A 16,937-nucleotide genomic window follows, 5' to 3' on the forward strand; every position below is an offset into this window, starting at 1 on the left:
TTTACTCCTCCTCTAACTCCTGCTTGATTTCTGCTAACAATTTTTGATCTTGTTCAGATAGATCAGCCTGCTTTAATAAATCTGGTCTTTTATGTAATGTATTTTCTAGTGCTTTCTTTCTCCGCCACTGCTCAATCCGGCCATGATCTCCACTTAACAAGACTTGTGGCACTTCTAATCCTTTATAATCTCTAGGGCGAGTATAATGTGGATAATCTAACAACCCTTGATAGAAAGAATCCTCTACAGCTGATTCTTGACTACCCAACACCCCTGGAATCAATCGAGCAACAGCATCAATTAAGACCATAGCTGGTAACTCCCCACCAGTTAATACATAATCACCGATTGAAATCTCATCAGTGATCAATTCCTCTCTTACTCGCTGATCTACACCTTCATAATGGCCACATAATAAGGTTAACTCTTCATAATTAGCAAGTTCTTTAGCCTTAGCTTGATTAAATGTCTCTCCTTGGGGGGTTAAAAATATTATCGGAGTTTGCTTAGAATAATCCAAATCATCAACCGCTCTAAAAATAGGTTCAGGCTTTAGAAGCATTCCTGCTCCTCCACCATAAGGATAATCATCAACTTGGCGATGCTTATTTTGAGTATAATCTCGAATATCTATTAAATCTACAGAAAGCAATTCCTGCTCTTTAGCTTTAGCTAACATACTAGTTCCTAAAATACTCTCAAACATTTCAGGAAATAGAGTCAACACATTAAATTTCATCTTAACACCTACCTTAATCCTGGAGGTAGCTTAACTTCCATTCGCTCATTATTCAGATCTATATCTAAAACCACCTCAAGAGTTGCCGGAATTAAAAGTTCATCACCATCTTTAGTTACTACATAAACATCGTTGGCCTTAGTTTCTAAGACCTCTTTGACTTGCCCTAAATATTCATCTTCAACAGTATAAACTTCAATCCCAATAATATCATATAAATAAAAATTATTTTCTGGCAAATCAAGAACTTCTGCTTTAGGAATTTGCAGATAATAATTTTTATAAGGCATAATTTCTCCAATACCATCAATTCCTACAAATTTAATAATAATAAATTGTTTATGATACCTAATTCCTTCTACCATTACCTCATCCTTAGTTCCATCTTTAATTAAATAAACCCGCTCTAAATACTCAAATCGCTCTGGATAATCAGTAAGAGGAATAACCCTTGCTTCACCTTTATTTCCGTGATGTCGAGTAATCTGACCTATCGTAATTAATTCTTCACTCATAATTAATCACCCCATTAGATATCAGTTTACAGTATATAGTGTACAGTTGACAGTGCAATAAACTAAAGCACAGTCCTATAAAGTCTTTAAACGCTTAACTTAACCTCAGACTTAAACTTAATCTTAATAATAGCATACCCTACATTAAACTCTCTCATTAAGAAAAGACTAGAGTTGCCCCTAGTCTTTAGTAAGTAATCTTAGCAAGTAATTATTGTATAATCTTTACGCTAGCCTTCTTACCTTCCTTAGTCGCTGCTGCTTGAATTACTGTTCTGATAGCTTTTGCAATCTTACCTTGCTTTCCTATCACCTTACCCATATCTTCATCAGCAACTGTTAGCTTTAAAGTTATTGTTTTACTATCCTCTATCTTACGTACAAATACTTCGTGAGGTTGATCTACAATATTACTCACAATTGTTTTTAGTAGCCCTTTCAATTAGAGCACCTCCAAGCTTACTTAGCTTCGTCAAACTTCTTCATGATTCCTTCTCTACTGAAGATATTTCTAACAGTACTAGAAGGTTGAGCACCATTTTGCAACCATTCTAATGCTTTATCTTCATCAATCTTAACTGTCTCTGGTTCAGTAGTAGGATTATAAAAACCTAGCTCTTCAATAAATCTCCCATCACGTGGCTTTCTAGAATCAGCCACAACCAATCTATAAGAAGGATTTCTATTAGCTCCAGTTCTTTTTAATCTAATCTTAACTGCCATTCTTGTCACCTCCTTTAAAAAATTAAGGTTAAGTTCAAGTTTAAGTCTAAGTAAAAACTAAACCTTTACATTCTTAAATGATCGACTTAATCTCAACCTTAGCCTTAAACTTAAATTTTATTTAAAAGAAAGGAAATTTCATCTTTCCTTTTAATCCACCCATATTACCTTTCTGTAAATCACCCATCTGCTTCATCATCTGTTTAGTCTGGGTAAATTGCTTTAAAAGTTGATTGACATCTTGGACAGTCGTTCCACTCCCATTAGCAATTCTACGACGCCGACTTCCATTAATGATTTCTGGGTTTCTACGCTCCTCGATAGTCATTGAATTAATGATTGCTTCAATCTGGTCTAATTGACCTTCATCCATATTAAGCCCTTTTAGCTGTTTGCCTACTCCAGGAATCATATTCAGTATTTCCTCTAATGAACCCATATTTCTAACCTGGTTCATCTGATCGAGGAAATCTTCTAAAGTAAATTCTTCCTTTCGTAATTTTTCTTCTAACTCTTTAGCTTTTTCAGCATCAATCTGCTCCTCAGCTTTCTCAATTAAGCTTAATACATCTCCCATACCCAAGATTCGAGAAGCCATTCTATCAGGATGGAAAGGTTCTAAAGCATCTAACTTCTCTCCCATTCCTACAAATTTGATTGGTCGTCCTGTAACAGAACTGATAGATAAAGCAGCACCACCACGTGCATCACCATCTAATTTAGTTAAAACAACACCATCGATCCCTAATTTTTGATCAAAATTTTCTGCTACATTAACAGCATCTTGACCGGTCATAGAATCGACTACCAATAAAATCTCATGGGGAGTAACTGCACCTTTAATATCTTCTAATTCATCCATTAAATCCTCATCTATATGCAATCGTCCTGCAGTATCTATAATTACAATATCATTTCCATTTGACTTAGCATTACTGATAGCAGCTTTAGCTATATCGACAGGATTTTGTTTGTCACCCATACTGAATACTGGCTGTTCTATCCTCTCACCTAAGACCTGCAATTGTTTAATAGCAGCAGGACGGTAGATATCAGCCGCTACTAATAAAGGATCTTTCCCTTCTTTTCTAAACCTTTTAGCCAATTTACCGACAGTAGTTGTTTTACCAGCCCCTTGTAAGCCTACTACCATAATTACTGTAGGGGATTTGGCCCCAAGATTAATCTTACTTTGGGTACCTCCCATTAAATCAGTCAACTCTTCATTAACTATTTTTATTACCTGTTGAGCTGGGGTTAAACTATCTAAAACCTCTTGTCCAACAGCTCTTTCTTCTATTCTATTGATCAAATTTTTAACAACTTTAAAATTTACATCCGCTTCTAATAAGGCCAATTTAACTTCTCTTAAGGCAGTTTTAACATCTTTCGAGGATAACTTACCTTTACCTTTCAGCTTATCAAAAGTACTCTGTAACTTTTCTGCTAACCCCTCGAAAATCACATCAATTCCCCCTTCTGATAGGTCTGTAATCTATCTAAAATATCTCGTAAACTCTCCAACTCTTCTAATTCAAGCCGAGATTCAATCTGATCTATTACCTGCCCTAAATTATCGATTTCTAATTGTATTTTATCATAATACTTAATTAAATTTAACTTCTTTTCATATTCTTGTAAAGCTTGTTCTGATCTCTTTAAATTATCATAAACAGCTTGGCGAGAAACCGATTTTTGCTGAGCAATCTCCCCTAAAGAAAGATCATGATAATAATATAAACTCATAAATTCCTGTTGTCTTTCTGTTAGTAACGAGGCATAAAAAGCGAATAATTTTCCAATCTCAACTACTTTTTCAATTTTCAACAAAAATCACCTGCAATTGCTGTTAAGTATTTTACCTTTACAGCAGATAATATAACATATAATTAAATTTTTGTCAAGCTTTTAGAAGATTATTGGTCGAATAAAGCATTAATAAATGTTTCTGGTTCAAAATCCTGTAAATCTTCTAAATCTTCTCCAACACCAATTAACTTAATTGGTATCCCCAATTCATCCATAATAGCTATGACTACTCCTCCTTTAGCCGTACCATCTAACTTAGTCAAAGCAATTCCATCTACATCAACCTCTTGATTGAATAATTTAGCCTGTGAAATTGCATTTTGACCGGTTGTGGCATCCAATACTAATAAAACTTCGACCTTCATATCTTCTGCCTCTCTTGTTATTACTCGCTTAATCTTCTTTAATTCCTCCATCAAATTAGCTTGAGTATGTAACCTACCTGCAGTATCAACAATTAATAAATCAGTCTCTCTTGATTTTGCTGCTTGTACCGCATCATAAGCTACTGCAGCAGAATCTGCTCCTTCTTGATGGGCAATTAATTCTGTTCCTACCCTATTACTCCAAGCACTTAACTGATCAATAGCTGCTGCTCTAAAAGTATCTCCTGCTGCTAGTAGAACATCCTTTCCTGCATTTTTGGCCCGTTGAGCAATCTTACCTATCGTCGTTGTTTTTCCAACTCCATTAACTCCTACTACCATTAATATAGTTGGCTGCTCACTCTCTTCAACTTGTTCTACATCCTCATTTAACAATTGGCATAGTTGTTTTTGAAAAATTTCTATTAGTTCTTCTGGTTCTTTAATCTTTTTTTCTTTTGCTTCAGTCTTTAATTGATCAACCAATTTCATCGTAGTATGAACACCAACATCAGCTTGAATTAAAATTTCTTCTAAATCTTCATATAATTCATCATCAATACTAGAATAAAGTGAGAATAAATTTTCAATTTGAGATACAAACCCTTCTCGTGTCTTACTTAAACCATCCTTTAACCTCTTAAACAATCCAGTTTTTTCTTCTTTAGTCTCTTCTTGCTCTTCACTTACTTCTTCTTCCTTAACTTCCTCTTTTTCTTTTCCAAAACCAAATATCTTTTTTAACATCAACTCTCCTCCTAACTTTTTTACTTAATCTCTAATGGCTTACATAAATCTGTATATTCTTGAGCAATTCCAAAACGTCTCTTTCTTATCTTAGCTTCTTCTTCTGGAGTATCAGCTTCATAGTATTCCTGACCAATCTCTTCATATTCTTGGTCAAGCTCAGCTACTTCCTTTAATAACTCAATTACCGTAGCCCCTTTAATTTCTCCTTCTTTATTATGACCAATAGCTACAACAGGTCGCCCCCATGTTCCCGGGCCAGCCTTTGCATCTCCCATATGCATTACTCCAGTTCCTCCAGGGTGAGTATGAACAATCGCTACATTATTAGGAATTACTGTTGAATAAACCTCTCGTAAAGATTTTTCAGTAATATCGGTATAACTTGAAGCTAACATCCGTGATGGAACATAGCCCATTCCCCCTACCACTATCTCTCCTTTTTGAACAATATGCCCATCTTTAATCTCACCTAAAGCTGCTACTTCCCTACCTTGCTCCACAGTAGTTGATTTATCTACTAATTTAGTAGCAAACTCTTTACACAAGGAATTAACCTCAATAAATGGAACCTCCCATTCAGATTGATCCTTCTTTTCAAACTCCACGTCCTGTTCTTCAACCTCTATTACTTCTAATTCTTGACTAATATCTAAGTATTTCAATCTTAAATTAAACAAATTACGCAATATCTCTCGTTCTTGATCCATTGTTTTAGCTGTCAACCTTTCTAGTTGAATCTCCTCAGATTCAGTAGCTAACTCAAAATAATGAGGTTCAGGATAGATAATACCCACCCCAGCAGGTTGGCCCATCTTAACACCAATCCTGACCAAAGGACAATTAAAGATGCTAACCCCACCTGTTCCAACAATGATTCCTGTCTTACCTGGATTAGTTGTAATAATAACTGCATTATCAGGTAGTTGATTAATAATTTCTAATAAGGATTTACCATCTGCTTCAACAACTTTAGATAACATCTCACGATAAGGAATTCCAGAAAGCCCTCCATTAACAAGTTCAGATAAAGCATCTATATATCCTTCTTGATTAACAAATCCAATTGCACCTACAGAACGACCTTGACTTAAATACTTACTTCTTTCTACAATTCTATCTACTATAAATTTAGCTATCCCCTTAATTCTCATTATCTTCCTCCTTTTTATTATATTTTCTCTGCTTTTAGTAGTTAATATACAATTAAAAAGCAGCCAACTGATCTAATTGTAAAGAAACCAGTTTTGAAACACCAGATTCCTCCATAGTAACACCATATAACGAATTTGCAACCTTCATCGTTCCTTTGCGATGAGTAATTACTACAAATTGGGTTTGAGACGACAACTTATCCAAATAATTAGCAAATCGCTCTACATTAGCATCATCTAAAGGAGCATCTAATTCATCTAAAACATAGAACGGACTTGGATTAACCTTTAATAAAGCAAATACTAAAGCAGTAGCAGTCAAAGCTTTTTCTCCGCCAGACATTAAAGATAATTTCTGTAATTTTTTACCTGGTGGTTGAGCATTAATCTCCACACCTGTCTTCAATAAATCATCTTCATCTTCTAACGTTAATTGAGCTTGTCCTCCCCCAAATAAATCTGTAAATATTCCTTCAAATTCACTCTTTATTTCTTTAAATGCTGTAGCAAACTTCTCCGTCATCTTCTCATTAATCTCAGCTATTACTTTTTGTAATGATCTTTTCGCTTCAGTCAAATCATTAGATTGCTCTTTAAGAAAACTAAAGCGCTGATTTAAGTTTTTATACTCTTTTATTGCTCCTAAATTAACAGGTTCTAATCTTTTCATCGCTTGCTTTAACTTTTTAATCTTTGCTTTAACTTCACTAAAGTCCTCAATCGCTGTTCTTTCTTCAACCACTAAATCTATATCTAATTGATATTCATCTGTCAATTTAGTTTCAACATTAGTTAATTTAACCTCTAGCTGGGCCAACTCCACTTCAATCTCATTATATTCTTGTTGTAATTTCTGATATCGCTCCCTGACCTCTTTTGATTGCTGCTGAAATTGAATAATCTTCTCTTTAGCCTCTTTTTCCTCTTGCCTTAAACTGAACAGACGTTCTTCTAAATCACCTAGCTTAGAATTCAATTCCTGCTGTTCAGAAGCTAAATTTTGAGCGGTATCCTTAAGCTGTATCTGCTTATTGTCTAATCTAACAATCTGTTCTTCCTTCTGTTTTAGCTGCTGCTGAGCTTGCTTAAGCTCTTGCTCTAATTTTATTAATTCAGCCTCTAGATTCTTCTTTCCTTCTTTAACAGAGGCCAATTCAACCTTTAAATCAGTAATCTGTTCAGTAAGCAACTCTTCTTTTTCTTTATTTGAACTGATCTCTGAATCTAACTGTTCAGTCGTTGACTCTAAATCATCCTCAGTCGTAGTTAGTTGCTTTAAATTACTGACAGCCTCTTTTTTTGTAGTCTCAACTGCTATAACCTGTTGTTCTAACTGCTCAATCTTATCAACTTTAAATTCAATCTCTTTCTGGATACGGGCCAACTCTCTTCCTAGTTGCTGCTTATCCTTCTTACAAGTTGTCTGTTGAATCTCTAACTGATGTAATCTTTCTTTTATTTTTTCCATTTGCTGTTGATTAGTAGCTAATTCTTCTTTTTTAGCAAGTCCTTGCTCCTCTAAGGTAGTTCTCTTTTTAGAAAGCTTCTTCACTTCTATTCGTAATTGCTCAATCTCTCGACTCCGCCCTAATAAATTATTATCTTGAGCATAACTTCCTCCAGTCATTGCTCCTCCAGGATTGACTACATCTCCAGCCAATGTAACAACCTTCACCCTCTTATTTGTCGCCTTAGAAATCTCAACAGCCTGATCAATATTTTGGGCCACAATCACTCTACCTAAAATATTTTCAATCACTGGCCGATACCTAGCTTGATAGTTGATTAAATCTTTGGCTACACCAATCGCTCCTTCTATCTCTAAACCTTCCTCTTCACTCTTTCTTAAAGACCGTGGCGCAACTAAATTAAGCGGTAGCATAGTAGCCCTTCCAGCTTGATTATCCTTCAAATAATTAATTGCTCTCTTTCCTACTTGATCATCCTCCACAATTACATTCTGTAATTTACTGCCTAAGGCAACCTCAATTGCTGTTTCATATTCTTGTGGTACCTCTATTAATTCAGCTACTACCCCACAGACCCCTTTTAAATCTCCACTTTGCTTAATATGATTCAACAGGTTCTTAACTCCACGATAATATCCTTGATAATTATCTTGCATCCCTTCTAAAACATTCAATCTAGATTCTTTATTATTCAGCTCTTCTTTTAACTGTTGATATTCTTTTTGTAAAGCATTCAACTCTTGCTTCAACTCTTCTTGGTTAGATTCTTGTTGTTGATAATCATCTTGCAACTTGAGCAACTCAGCTTCAATTTTCTCTAATTGTTTCAATTTAACTTCCTTCTGCTCTTTAATCTCTGTAAATTTTTCTTCTAAATCCTCTTTAGCTTTAATTAAATTTCTACTTTCATGTTGATAACGCTCAATCTCTTTAGTTAAGTTTTCAATTTGATGTTTATAATCGGTTATTTGATTAGCTTGGGCCAACTTATTATCCTCAATCTCCCGCTTGGCCCCTAAAGTTTCTGTTAATCTCTTCTTGATTTGAGCCACTTCATCTTCTTTTTGGGCCAACAAAGAAAGTTTTTGCTCTAACTGCTCTGCTAAATCATCTTTCCCTCTTTTTTTCTCATTTATTTCTTCTTTCATCAGATCTGTTTTATCTTTTAACTCAGTTATTTCTTTTTTCAACTTACCTTTTTGTTCTCTAAGATTCTTCTTTCTTTCGCTAAGTAATTCCAGCTTACTTTCAAGCCGCTCTAACTTTCGTTTAGTATTAAAAATATCATCTTTTTGTTGATCAATTGCAGCTACTAATTCCTTTTGCTTTGTCTGACAGCTATCTATTTTCAAATCAAACTCATTAACCCCCGCTTTAGCCTCAGTCAATTGATATGATAACCTTTGCTTAGTAGCAACCTGTTGATCAAACTTATCCTCTAATTGAACATATTGATTTAACAATAAATTTACTTCCAATTCCTTTAACTCTTCTTGATAGCTCTTATATTCTTTAGCTTTAGTAGCTTCTTCTTCTAGAGGTTCTAACTGACGTTTGATTTCCTCAATAATATCCCTAACTCGATTTAATTTCTGTTCAGTACTTTCTAATTTTTTATTTGCTTCCTTCTTTCTCTGTTTATGCTTGCTAATCCCTGCCGCTTCCTCAAATAACTCTCGTCTATCAACAGAGCGTTCACTTAAAATCTGATCTACTTTGCCCTGTCCAATAATTGAATAAGAATCCTTCCCAATTCCTGTATCCAATAATAACTCCTGAATATCCTTTAAACGACAGATATTATTATTAATTAAATAATCACTTTCACCACTACGAGTTACCCTTCTACTAATGGTTACTTGATTATAATCTATTGGTAATTCACCTTGGCTATTATCTAAAATCAAAGAAACTTGAGCCATTCCTAATGCTCTTCGCTGCTTACTTCCAGCAAATATTATATCCTCCATCTTAGAACCACGCAGTGTTTTAGCACTCTGTTCTCCTAAAACCCATCTCACTGCATCCGAAATATTACTCTTTCCACTTCCATTCGGGCCAATAATCCCCGTAATTGCTGGTTCAAAATCTATCTTTACTTTATCTGCAAAGGATTTAAATCCTTTTAATTCAATCCGTTTTAAAAACAAACCACTAGCTCCTTTCTACCAAAATTCAAACACTAAACTTTATTTTATCATAAATCAAGAAAAAATAAAATAAAAGCCTCATAAAAAAGTTGCCTCCAGCAACTCAGTTTAAGTCTAAGATTGAGTTTAAGTAAAACCAACAAATACAAACTAGTAAAAGTTATTCACAACCCCTAAAAAGCTTAATTTACTTAATGATAAAAAAACCTATCTACTTTTAGTAGATAGGTAAAAAAAACAAATCTATATTCTTTATCTTGGCTCAACAATAAACTTAATCGCTGTTCTTTCTTCACCATCAATTTCTATCTCCGTAAAAGCAGGAATAGCTATCAAGTCTATCCCATTTGGTGCTACAAAACCTCTTGCAATTGCAACAGCCTTAACCGCTTGATTAACTGCACCAGCACCAACACCTTGCATCTCAACTCTTCCTTCCTCTCTTAAAACAGCCGCTAATGCCCCCGCTACAGATTTCGGTTTTGAATTTGATGATACCTTTAATATTTCCATGTTTTCTCCCCCTTTAATTTTACAACTTCTTTCATAGCCTCTATTAATGTATAGTGTATCTTCTAGTTATAATATTCATGAAAACTAGAAAAATCCCTTTATTTTCTAAAAAATTATTAAATTAGCTCAACTAAAACTTCTCCTCTAACTAAGGTATCATCCAATCGAACTTCAATTTTATCTATTTCATATTTATCTTTCAAATAAATAAAGTTCTTCTTTTTTTGTCCTTTTAAATTAGATAGATCTTTAGGATGCACAGTCATCTCCACTTTATCTCCAACTGAACTTTCATCTAATTTCTTCTCAACTTTAGTCAAAAACATTTTAGATTCAACTAACTGTCTAAAGGCTGGATGAAATGGTCCAGCTAAAATTTCGCTTCGATTAACACTTTCGGAAGGCTGTAAGCCAATCCTAATTACATCTAGATTGGCCTTTTTAAATAAATTCAATAACTTTGCTGTAATTTCTACAGCTTCTTCTAAAGATAAAGGGGTATAATTATCAGTCTGATATAATTGCGCCAATTCAGTATTTTTAATAACTAACGTAGGGTATACCCTTACAAAACCTGGCTGCAACTTAATTACTTCTCTTCCTGTAGCCAAATCAGATTCTTCATTAGAAGAAGGTAGTCCAGGCATTATCTGCAACCCAAGTTGGAAATTATATTCCTTAATTAATTCTACTGCTTGTAAAGTATCTTCTCGAGTATGACCTCTACCTGCAGCAGCTAAAACCTCATTATCAAGTGTCTGTACTCCCAATTCAATTGCAGTTACATTATTTTGTTGTAAAAAATCCAAGACCTTCCTATCTATATAATCCGGTCGAGTTGATAATCTAATGCCAGTAATCCTACCATTTACTAACCTTCTATTAGCTATAGCCAATAAATCTTGCTGTAACTGCTGTGGAATCCCAGTAAAACTCCCTCCATAAAAAGCAACTTCAATTCGACTAGCTTGGGCAGGTATAGTAGTTAAGTAATCATCTATCTGATCACTTACTTGCCCAAGATCGATCTCAGTTTTGATCCCAGTAATCTCTTCTTGGTTGCAAAAAACGCAATCATGAGGACATCCTAAATGGGGAACAAAGATTGGAATAATATAATCTTGCTTACTCATTTCCCTTTACTTTCTGAGCAATATCTCTTAACTGCTTTACTTCATTCTTTCTTAAATACCTATATTCTCCTAACTTTAAATCATCATCTAATTCTAAAGGCCCCATCTTGATCCTTTTTAATTCTTGGACAGGATGTCCAACTGCCTTACACATTCTTTTAACTTGATGTTTTCTTCCTTCATGAATCTCTAAAGATAAGATTGCTTTATCATTAAAATCAACTACTACTTCTACTTTAGCCGGTGCTGTCCAACCATCAGCTAGTTTGATCCCTCTTTCTAACGCTTTTAAATTTCCTTGATTTGGAACTCCTTCAACTGTAGCAATATATTTCTTAGTAATCTGATGGCTAGGATGAGTTAAAGCATAAGTTACATCACCATCATTAGTCAAAAGCAATAACCCTTCTGTATCATAATCTAATCTTCCTACAGGATAAACCCGTTGCTTAACCTTAATTAAATCCAATACCGTCCTTCTTCCATGAGGATCATCTGCAGTTGTTACATAACCTTGTGGCTTATTTAATAAAATATAAACCAAGTTCTCCTCTTGAATTCGTTTGCCATCAACCTCAATTTGATCCTGACTAGGATCAACCTTACTTCCTAACTCAGTAACTACCTTACCATTAACTTTTACTCTCCCTGCTGTAATCAACTCTTCACTCTTTCTTCTTGATGCTACTCCAGCTTTGGCCATTACTTTTTGTAAACGCTCCATCAACTATCACCTCAATTAGATAATTTTACTACTTTGACTATATTCACGATAACTGCTGAAGTTCCTCCCTTAAAAGTAGGTTTGAACTATCGAAGTCAATCCATTCCAAAAATTACTCCAAGCCGAAGCTTCAATATCCCTATCTGCTATTAGATCAACTCGACCTAATAACCGCTCATTACTATCATAAATAGATAACTTTCCTATCTTTTCTCCAGCTGTAATAGGTAATCGGATATTCTGATTAAGTTTTATAAGCTTTTTCAAATCCTTTTGGCTACCATTAGCTATGACCCATCTAAATTCATCCGCTGCTTTTAAACCCAATTGGGTATCTCTAAACTCTACTTCTTTAACTAAATCCCCTTTAGTTATAACATCCACTTTGCTATAATTGTTGAATCCATAATTTAATAATGATAAAGAATCACCCCAGACATCGCCACCTCTGAGAATAACACTGATTAATTGCTGTCCACCCTGAGAGGCAGAAGCTACTAAACATTTTCCCGCTGCTGATGTATAACCTGTCTTAACCCCATCTACCATCTCTGAACGAGTCAATAATTTATTAGTATTAGTTAAAATTCTATCCCAGTCATTACCTGGCCAAGAGATCCTCTTTTTAGGGGTGTTAACTACTTCAGCAAAAAAATCATTTTCTAATGCATAACGAGTAATTTGGGCCAAATCATAAGCTGTCGTCAAATGCCCTTCTTGAGGCAAACCATTTGGATTCTTAAAAGTGGTCTGTAAAGCTCCTAGCTCCCTTGCTTTTTGATTCATCATCTCAGCAAACTCCTCTACTGACCCTCCAATATGTTCAGCAATTGCTACTGCAGCATCATTGCCTGATTTAACTAAAAGACCATAGACCAACTCACGTAAAGTCAAAGTCTCTCCAGGGGTCAAATAAATAGAAGAACCGCCTTCATAAGCTGCTCTAGTACTAGCAGTAACCTCATCTGATAAATTACCATATTCAATGGCTAATATTCCCGTCATTATCTTGGTTGTACTCGCTGGAGGTCGTCTTTGATGCATATTCTGATCATAAAGTACTTGCCCCGTTTCAGAATCAATTAAAATAGCAGCACCAGCATTAGCTTGAGGGCTAGCTACTGCTTGCTGGTTGATTGCTAATAATAAAGAAACAAGTAGAATTAACACTCCATAATATTTTCTGTTTTTCATAACCTTCCTCCTATTTTCAATCCATCTAATTCTATTTTAAAAGTTCATATTCTTCATTCCATTGTTATTCTCATCTTTAGAAAAACCTTTAATCTGCTCGATCAATTCAGGGGCAATATTAATCAAACGTTCAATCACTGCATTATCATTGACCGGCAATAATCTAACCTGATTTTCCTTAACAACTAAAAAAGCCATCGGTTGTAACATCACACCTGCTCCACTTCCCCCACTAAATTTGGGTTTCTCAGAACCATTCTTCTTTTTATCTTCTGTTTTACTATATTCTCCTCCCCCTGCTGCAAATCCAAAGTTAACCTTTGAAATTGGGATGATTACACTTCCATCCTTTGTTTCAACTGCATCACCAACGATTGTATTGACATCAACCATCTTTTTTATATTTTCCATTGCTGTATTCATCAGTGTCTCAATTGGATGATCGGCCATTTTATTTAATCCTCCTTTTGATTTCATAACAGATAATTTTAATTCCTACATACATAATATTACCTATTTTGAACTCAAATATACCTTTAAGTTCTATTCTTACTGGCTGTTGCCAATTAAAATTAGGATTTACTTGAACACAAGGTAGTGATTTAAATTCTAGATACTCTTGTAAAATACCAATTATTGAACTCTTAATTGCCCATAGACTTCCTGTAGCTAAGCCGGTATGAGCAGGATTGGCTAACCCAAAGCTTGTCTTCCACAAAAAAGATTGGCAATTATGGGTTAACAATAGAAAGGTTTTAACCCGTCTGTTAAGTTTATACGATTTTTTAAAAAATTTATGTAACTTTTGTAGTTCAGTTTGATCTAGTTTTTCAGTAACAACTATCTTATCTATTAAGTTGCTATTTAGCTTACCTTCAAGCTCTAAAGTAGGAAGTGATAATAACTTCTTAATTTCTAAATATGATAAATTCAATTTATAATCAATAAATAAGATTGATAATTTAAGATCTAAGTTATCCTCCTCTTGCTGCCGTTCGAAATTGACCTCAAGTCTAATTGGTACCCAGAAGAAAAAAGGCATAATTACTAAACCGATCAAAATCAATAAATAGGACATTATCATCACCTTCTAACCTATGATCTTTATTTTCCCCTCTTCAAATTCAAATATACACTGTGAATCAAATGACCTGCGGTCATAATCAAGTCTGAGTTTGAGTCAAAGTTTAAGTCAAAACAAAAACTAAATATAAAAAAACCAGATGCTAATTAGCATCTGGTTTGATTTCTTCTAATTCTTCATTATTTAATTTAGCAAATTCCTTTGGTTCAGGTAAATCATCCAAACTTTCGAGCCCTAGATATTCAAGAAATTGATTAGTTGTACCATAAATAATGGGCTTTCCAATTACATCTTTGCGACCTTGTTCAGCTATTAATCCTCTTTTTTGTAATGTCTTTAAAGCTTTTTCTACATTTACCCCTCTAATATCTTCAACTTCTGCTCTAGTAACTGGTTGTTTATAAGCGACAATAGCTAATGTCTCTAACGCAGCTTGACTAAGGGTTTTAGTTACTTCTGGTTGATGAAAATCTTTAATAATAGAAGAATATTCAGCTTTAGTCTGTAATTGATAACCACGATTTATCTTAACTAACTCTATTCCTTTATCTTGCTGGGCATACTCTAGTTTTATTTTTTCCAAGCTTTCTTTGATCTCAGCTCGATCTACTGTTAATACTTTTTTTATTTCTTTAATTTGTAATGGCTCAGTTGCCATAAATAATAACGCTTCAATAGCAGCTTTAATTTCAGATTGATCTAACATTAGGCATCATCCCTGTATAATAAATCTTAATCTCAGAAAAATTAACATCCTGCTCAACCTTCAGCTCTTGCTTTTTGATTAATTCTAGTAACGCCATAAAAGTTACTACAATTTCTAATCTAGAATTTAATTCCACAAATAAATCTGCTGAATTTATTTTTCCTCCTGCAAGAACTAAACTTTTTCTAATATACTCTTCTTGTTCGCTAATTGTAACCTCTTCTGGGCTCAAGTATGATAGTTTCTCTTCTTCCGCTTCCTCATCTTCTTGTTGTTGCTTCTTTTTAACTATAGCTTGCTTAATTACCTTCTCAAATGCTGTTACGAATTGATCAAGCTCTACTTCTTCTAGTGGATTTTCTGCTTCAAAGTCCAAATCAGCCAATAAAGGGGCTACATTCCTAGTATATCTTTCTCGTTGCTTCTTTTCAAATTCTTGTAATTCAGTTGCTAACTTTTTATACTTTTTATATTCTAATAATCGTTCTACTAGCTGCTGCTTAAGATCAACCTCATCATCATCTTCTTCTGTTTTAGGAGTAGGTAACAGAGTCTGGGCTTTGATCTCCATCAGCTTAGCTGCCATCACTAAAAATTCACTGGCTATATTTAAATTAAACTGCTGCATTCTGTTAATGTAATCTAAATACTGTTCTGTAATCTCAGAGATTTTAATATCACAAATCTCTACTTTATTCTTCTTTAATAAATGTAATAATAAATCAATTGGCCCTTCAAAGGCATCAATTTTAATCTGATAGCCCATAATCTCACCCCTATTTTATATCAGTGTACAGTTTACGGTTGACAGTTGACAGTTAAAACCTTAAAACAAAGATCATTAAAACCTTTAAATACACGGCTTTATAGGTGTTTTAAGCTTTTTGATTTTTAACTATCCACTATCAATTATCAACTATAAACTAAGTTCATCGCCTCTTTAACCTCTTGTAATGTCTGTTGAGCTGTCTGACGTGCTTTGCTAGCTCCTTTAGCTAAAATTTGATCTATCAGCTCTGGGTTAGCTTTTAGTTCTTCACGTTTTTGGTGAACATCAACTAAATACTCAGTCAACAGATCAGTTAACTTTTGCTTACAATCCATACAACCAATCTCAGCATTAGAACACCCTTCTGCTAACTCTTCAATCTCTTCACAGTCAAAGATTTGATGATAATCATGAACAGAACAGACCTCAGGGTTGCCTGGATCTTTTAGTCTTATCCGTTCTGGATCTGTTACCATCTGCTTGACCTTGTCAGCAATCTCTGTTGGGCTATCAGCCAAATAAATAGCATTACCATAACTTTTGCTCATTTTACGTCCATCTAAACCCAATAATTTAGGAACTTCGCCCAACTTCGGTTCAGGCTCTGGAAAAGTTTCTTCATATAAATGATTGAATCTGCGAGCAATTTCTCTAGTGATTTCAATATGTGGTAATTGATCTTCTCCAACAGGTACTGTATCCGCTTTATGAATTAAGATATCTGCTGCTTGCAAAACTGGATATTCTAATAGTCCAAATGGAATAGAATCCTTAACCCCCAACTCTTGTACCTGTTCTTTATAGGTTGGATTTCTTTCTAGCCTAGATACAGAAACAATCATTGATAATAATAAATTCAACTCAGCAATTTCAGGCACATCAGACTGAACAAAGATAACACTCTTATCAGGATCAATCCCAGCACTAATCCAATCGATCACCATCTCTCTAATATCATTTTTGATATTTTCAGTCTGATCATACTTTGTCGTCAATGCATGCCAATCAGCTATTTCAAAGATACAATTATATTCTTCTTGAAGATTTCTCCAGTTATTTAGTACTCCAATCAAATGACCCAAATGTAACTTTCCTGTAGGACGCATCCCACTCAAAATCGTTCCTTTCTTTTCCATATTAACT

At 34.4% G+C, this 16,937-nt stretch carries 18 protein-coding genes; all 18 read right to left on the reverse strand.

Translation table 11 applies throughout. The features are described 5' to 3' along the window. Position 1: 1 nt before the first annotated feature. Positions 2–739 carry a tRNA (guanosine(37)-N1)-methyltransferase TrmD gene (trmD, locus tag MWH28_RS04135; protein ID WP_248618023.1) on the reverse strand — a complete coding sequence of 246 codons (738 nt, stop codon included), beginning with the start codon at positions 737–739 and terminating at the stop codon, positions 2–4. Between the two features lie 8 nt (positions 740–747). Further along, positions 748–1,254: a ribosome maturation factor RimM gene (gene rimM / locus MWH28_RS04140; protein WP_248618024.1), complete on the reverse strand. Its 507-nt coding sequence runs from the start codon at positions 1,252–1,254 to the stop codon at positions 748–750. A 211-nt stretch (positions 1,255–1,465) separates the two neighbouring features. Further along, positions 1,466–1,696, reverse strand: a complete 231-nt coding sequence (locus MWH28_RS04145; protein ID WP_248618025.1) for a KH domain-containing protein — start codon at positions 1,694–1,696, stop codon at positions 1,466–1,468. Between the two features lie 17 nt (positions 1,697–1,713). Next, complete coding sequence (gene rpsP, locus MWH28_RS04150) at positions 1,714–1,977, reverse strand: 30S ribosomal protein S16 (RefSeq protein WP_248618026.1); 264 nt, start codon at positions 1,975–1,977, stop codon at positions 1,714–1,716. Between the two features lie 121 nt (positions 1,978–2,098). Continuing rightward, the gene (gene ffh, locus MWH28_RS04155) at positions 2,099–3,442 is read right to left on the reverse strand and encodes a signal recognition particle protein (protein WP_248618027.1); all 1,344 of its coding nucleotides are present in this window, start codon (positions 3,440–3,442) and stop codon (positions 2,099–2,101) included. Continuing rightward, positions 3,439–3,798 carry a YlxM family DNA-binding protein gene (gene ylxM / locus MWH28_RS04160; protein WP_428323570.1) on the reverse strand — a complete coding sequence of 120 codons (360 nt, stop codon included), beginning with the start codon at positions 3,796–3,798 and terminating at the stop codon, positions 3,439–3,441. The genes ffh and ylxM overlap by 4 nt, the downstream gene beginning before the upstream one ends. A 95-nt stretch (positions 3,799–3,893) precedes the next feature. Beyond that, positions 3,894–4,898 (reverse strand): signal recognition particle-docking protein FtsY, encoded by a 1,005-nt coding sequence (ftsY, locus tag MWH28_RS04165; protein WP_248618029.1) that lies wholly within the window; start codon positions 4,896–4,898, stop codon positions 3,894–3,896. A 20-nt stretch (positions 4,899–4,918) separates the two neighbouring features. Continuing rightward, positions 4,919–6,052, reverse strand: coding sequence for a peptidase S7 (locus MWH28_RS04170; protein ID WP_248618030.1), 1,134 nt, complete (start codon positions 6,050–6,052; stop codon positions 4,919–4,921). A 52-nt stretch (positions 6,053–6,104) separates the two neighbouring features. Continuing rightward, positions 6,105–9,671: a chromosome segregation protein SMC gene (gene smc, locus MWH28_RS04175; protein ID WP_248618031.1), complete on the reverse strand. Its 3,567-nt coding sequence runs from the start codon at positions 9,669–9,671 to the stop codon at positions 6,105–6,107. Positions 9,672–9,923: 252 nt separating this feature from the next. After that, complete coding sequence (locus MWH28_RS04180; RefSeq protein WP_248618032.1) at positions 9,924–10,184, reverse strand: stage V sporulation protein S; 261 nt, start codon at positions 10,182–10,184, stop codon at positions 9,924–9,926. Positions 10,185–10,300: 116 nt separating this feature from the next. Beyond that, on the reverse strand, positions 10,301–11,317 hold the full coding sequence (locus MWH28_RS04185) for an elongator complex protein 3 (protein WP_248618033.1): 1,017 nt from the start codon (positions 11,315–11,317) through the stop codon (positions 10,301–10,303). Then, entirely contained in the window at positions 11,310–12,041 is a 732-nt protein-coding gene (locus MWH28_RS04190; protein ID WP_248618034.1) for a pseudouridine synthase, read from the reverse strand. Before MWH28_RS04190 ends, MWH28_RS04185 begins: the two co-directional genes overlap by 8 nt. Positions 12,042–12,110: 69 nt before the next feature. Continuing rightward, a complete protein-coding gene (locus MWH28_RS04195; RefSeq protein ID WP_248618035.1) occupies positions 12,111–13,235 on the reverse strand; it encodes a D-alanyl-D-alanine carboxypeptidase family protein in 1,125 nt (374 codons plus the stop codon). A gap of 36 nt (positions 13,236–13,271) precedes the next feature. After that, complete coding sequence (ytfJ, locus tag MWH28_RS04200; RefSeq protein ID WP_248618036.1) at positions 13,272–13,685, reverse strand: GerW family sporulation protein; 414 nt, start codon at positions 13,683–13,685, stop codon at positions 13,272–13,274. A gap of 1 nt (position 13,686) precedes the next feature. Further along, positions 13,687–14,313 (reverse strand): DUF2953 domain-containing protein, encoded by a 627-nt coding sequence (locus tag MWH28_RS04205; protein WP_248618037.1) that lies wholly within the window; start codon positions 14,311–14,313, stop codon positions 13,687–13,689. A 148-nt stretch (positions 14,314–14,461) separates the two neighbouring features. Continuing rightward, entirely contained in the window at positions 14,462–15,025 is a 564-nt protein-coding gene (gene scpB / locus MWH28_RS04210) for an SMC-Scp complex subunit ScpB (RefSeq protein ID WP_248618038.1), read from the reverse strand. Then, a complete protein-coding gene (locus MWH28_RS04215; RefSeq protein WP_248618039.1) occupies positions 15,009–15,791 on the reverse strand; it encodes a segregation and condensation protein A in 783 nt (260 codons plus the stop codon). Before MWH28_RS04215 ends, scpB begins: the two co-directional genes overlap by 17 nt. Positions 15,792–15,937: 146 nt before the next feature. Next, positions 15,938–16,930, reverse strand: a complete 993-nt coding sequence (gene trpS, locus MWH28_RS04220) for a tryptophan--tRNA ligase (RefSeq protein WP_248618040.1) — start codon at positions 16,928–16,930, stop codon at positions 15,938–15,940. Positions 16,931–16,937: the final 7 nt, after the last annotated feature.

The organism is Natroniella sulfidigena (assembly GCF_023223645.1).
Classification (GTDB): Bacteria; Bacillota; Halanaerobiia; order Halobacteroidales; family Halobacteroidaceae; genus Natroniella; species Natroniella sulfidigena.

What these genes read in the sequence shown, in the direction of transcription:
- trmD (WP_248618023.1), bottom strand. Translation starts at nt 739, where the DNA reads ATGAAATTTAATGTGTTGACTCTATTTCCTGAAATGTTTGAGAGTATT.
- rimM (WP_248618024.1), bottom strand. Translation starts at nt 1,254, where the DNA reads ATGAGTGAAGAATTAATTACGATAGGTCAGATTACTCGACATCACGGA.
- rpsP (WP_248618026.1), bottom strand. Translation starts at nt 1,977, where the DNA reads ATGGCAGTTAAGATTAGATTAAAAAGAACTGGAGCTAATAGAAATCCT.
- ftsY (WP_248618029.1), bottom strand. Translation starts at nt 4,898, where the DNA reads ATGTTAAAAAAGATATTTGGTTTTGGAAAAGAAAAAGAGGAAGTTAAG.
- MWH28_RS04170 (WP_248618030.1), bottom strand. Translation starts at nt 6,052, where the DNA reads ATGAGAATTAAGGGGATAGCTAAATTTATAGTAGATAGAATTGTAGAA.
- MWH28_RS04180 (WP_248618032.1), bottom strand. Translation starts at nt 10,184, where the DNA reads ATGGAAATATTAAAGGTATCATCAAATTCAAAACCGAAATCTGTAGCG.
- MWH28_RS04185 (WP_248618033.1), bottom strand. Translation starts at nt 11,317, where the DNA reads ATGAGTAAGCAAGATTATATTATTCCAATCTTTGTTCCCCATTTAGGA.
- MWH28_RS04190 (WP_248618034.1), bottom strand. Translation starts at nt 12,041, where the DNA reads ATGGAGCGTTTACAAAAAGTAATGGCCAAAGCTGGAGTAGCATCAAGA.
- MWH28_RS04195 (WP_248618035.1), bottom strand. Translation starts at nt 13,235, where the DNA reads ATGAAAAACAGAAAATATTATGGAGTGTTAATTCTACTTGTTTCTTTA.
- ytfJ (WP_248618036.1), bottom strand. Translation starts at nt 13,685, where the DNA reads ATGGCCGATCATCCAATTGAGACACTGATGAATACAGCAATGGAAAAT.
- MWH28_RS04205 (WP_248618037.1), bottom strand. Translation starts at nt 14,313, where the DNA reads ATGTCCTATTTATTGATTTTGATCGGTTTAGTAATTATGCCTTTTTTC.
- scpB (WP_248618038.1), bottom strand. Translation starts at nt 15,025, where the DNA reads ATGTTAGATCAATCTGAAATTAAAGCTGCTATTGAAGCGTTATTATTT.
- MWH28_RS04215 (WP_248618039.1), bottom strand. Translation starts at nt 15,791, where the DNA reads ATGGGCTATCAGATTAAAATTGATGCCTTTGAAGGGCCAATTGATTTA.
- trpS (WP_248618040.1), bottom strand. Translation starts at nt 16,930, where the DNA reads ATGGAAAAGAAAGGAACGATTTTGAGTGGGATGCGTCCTACAGGAAAG.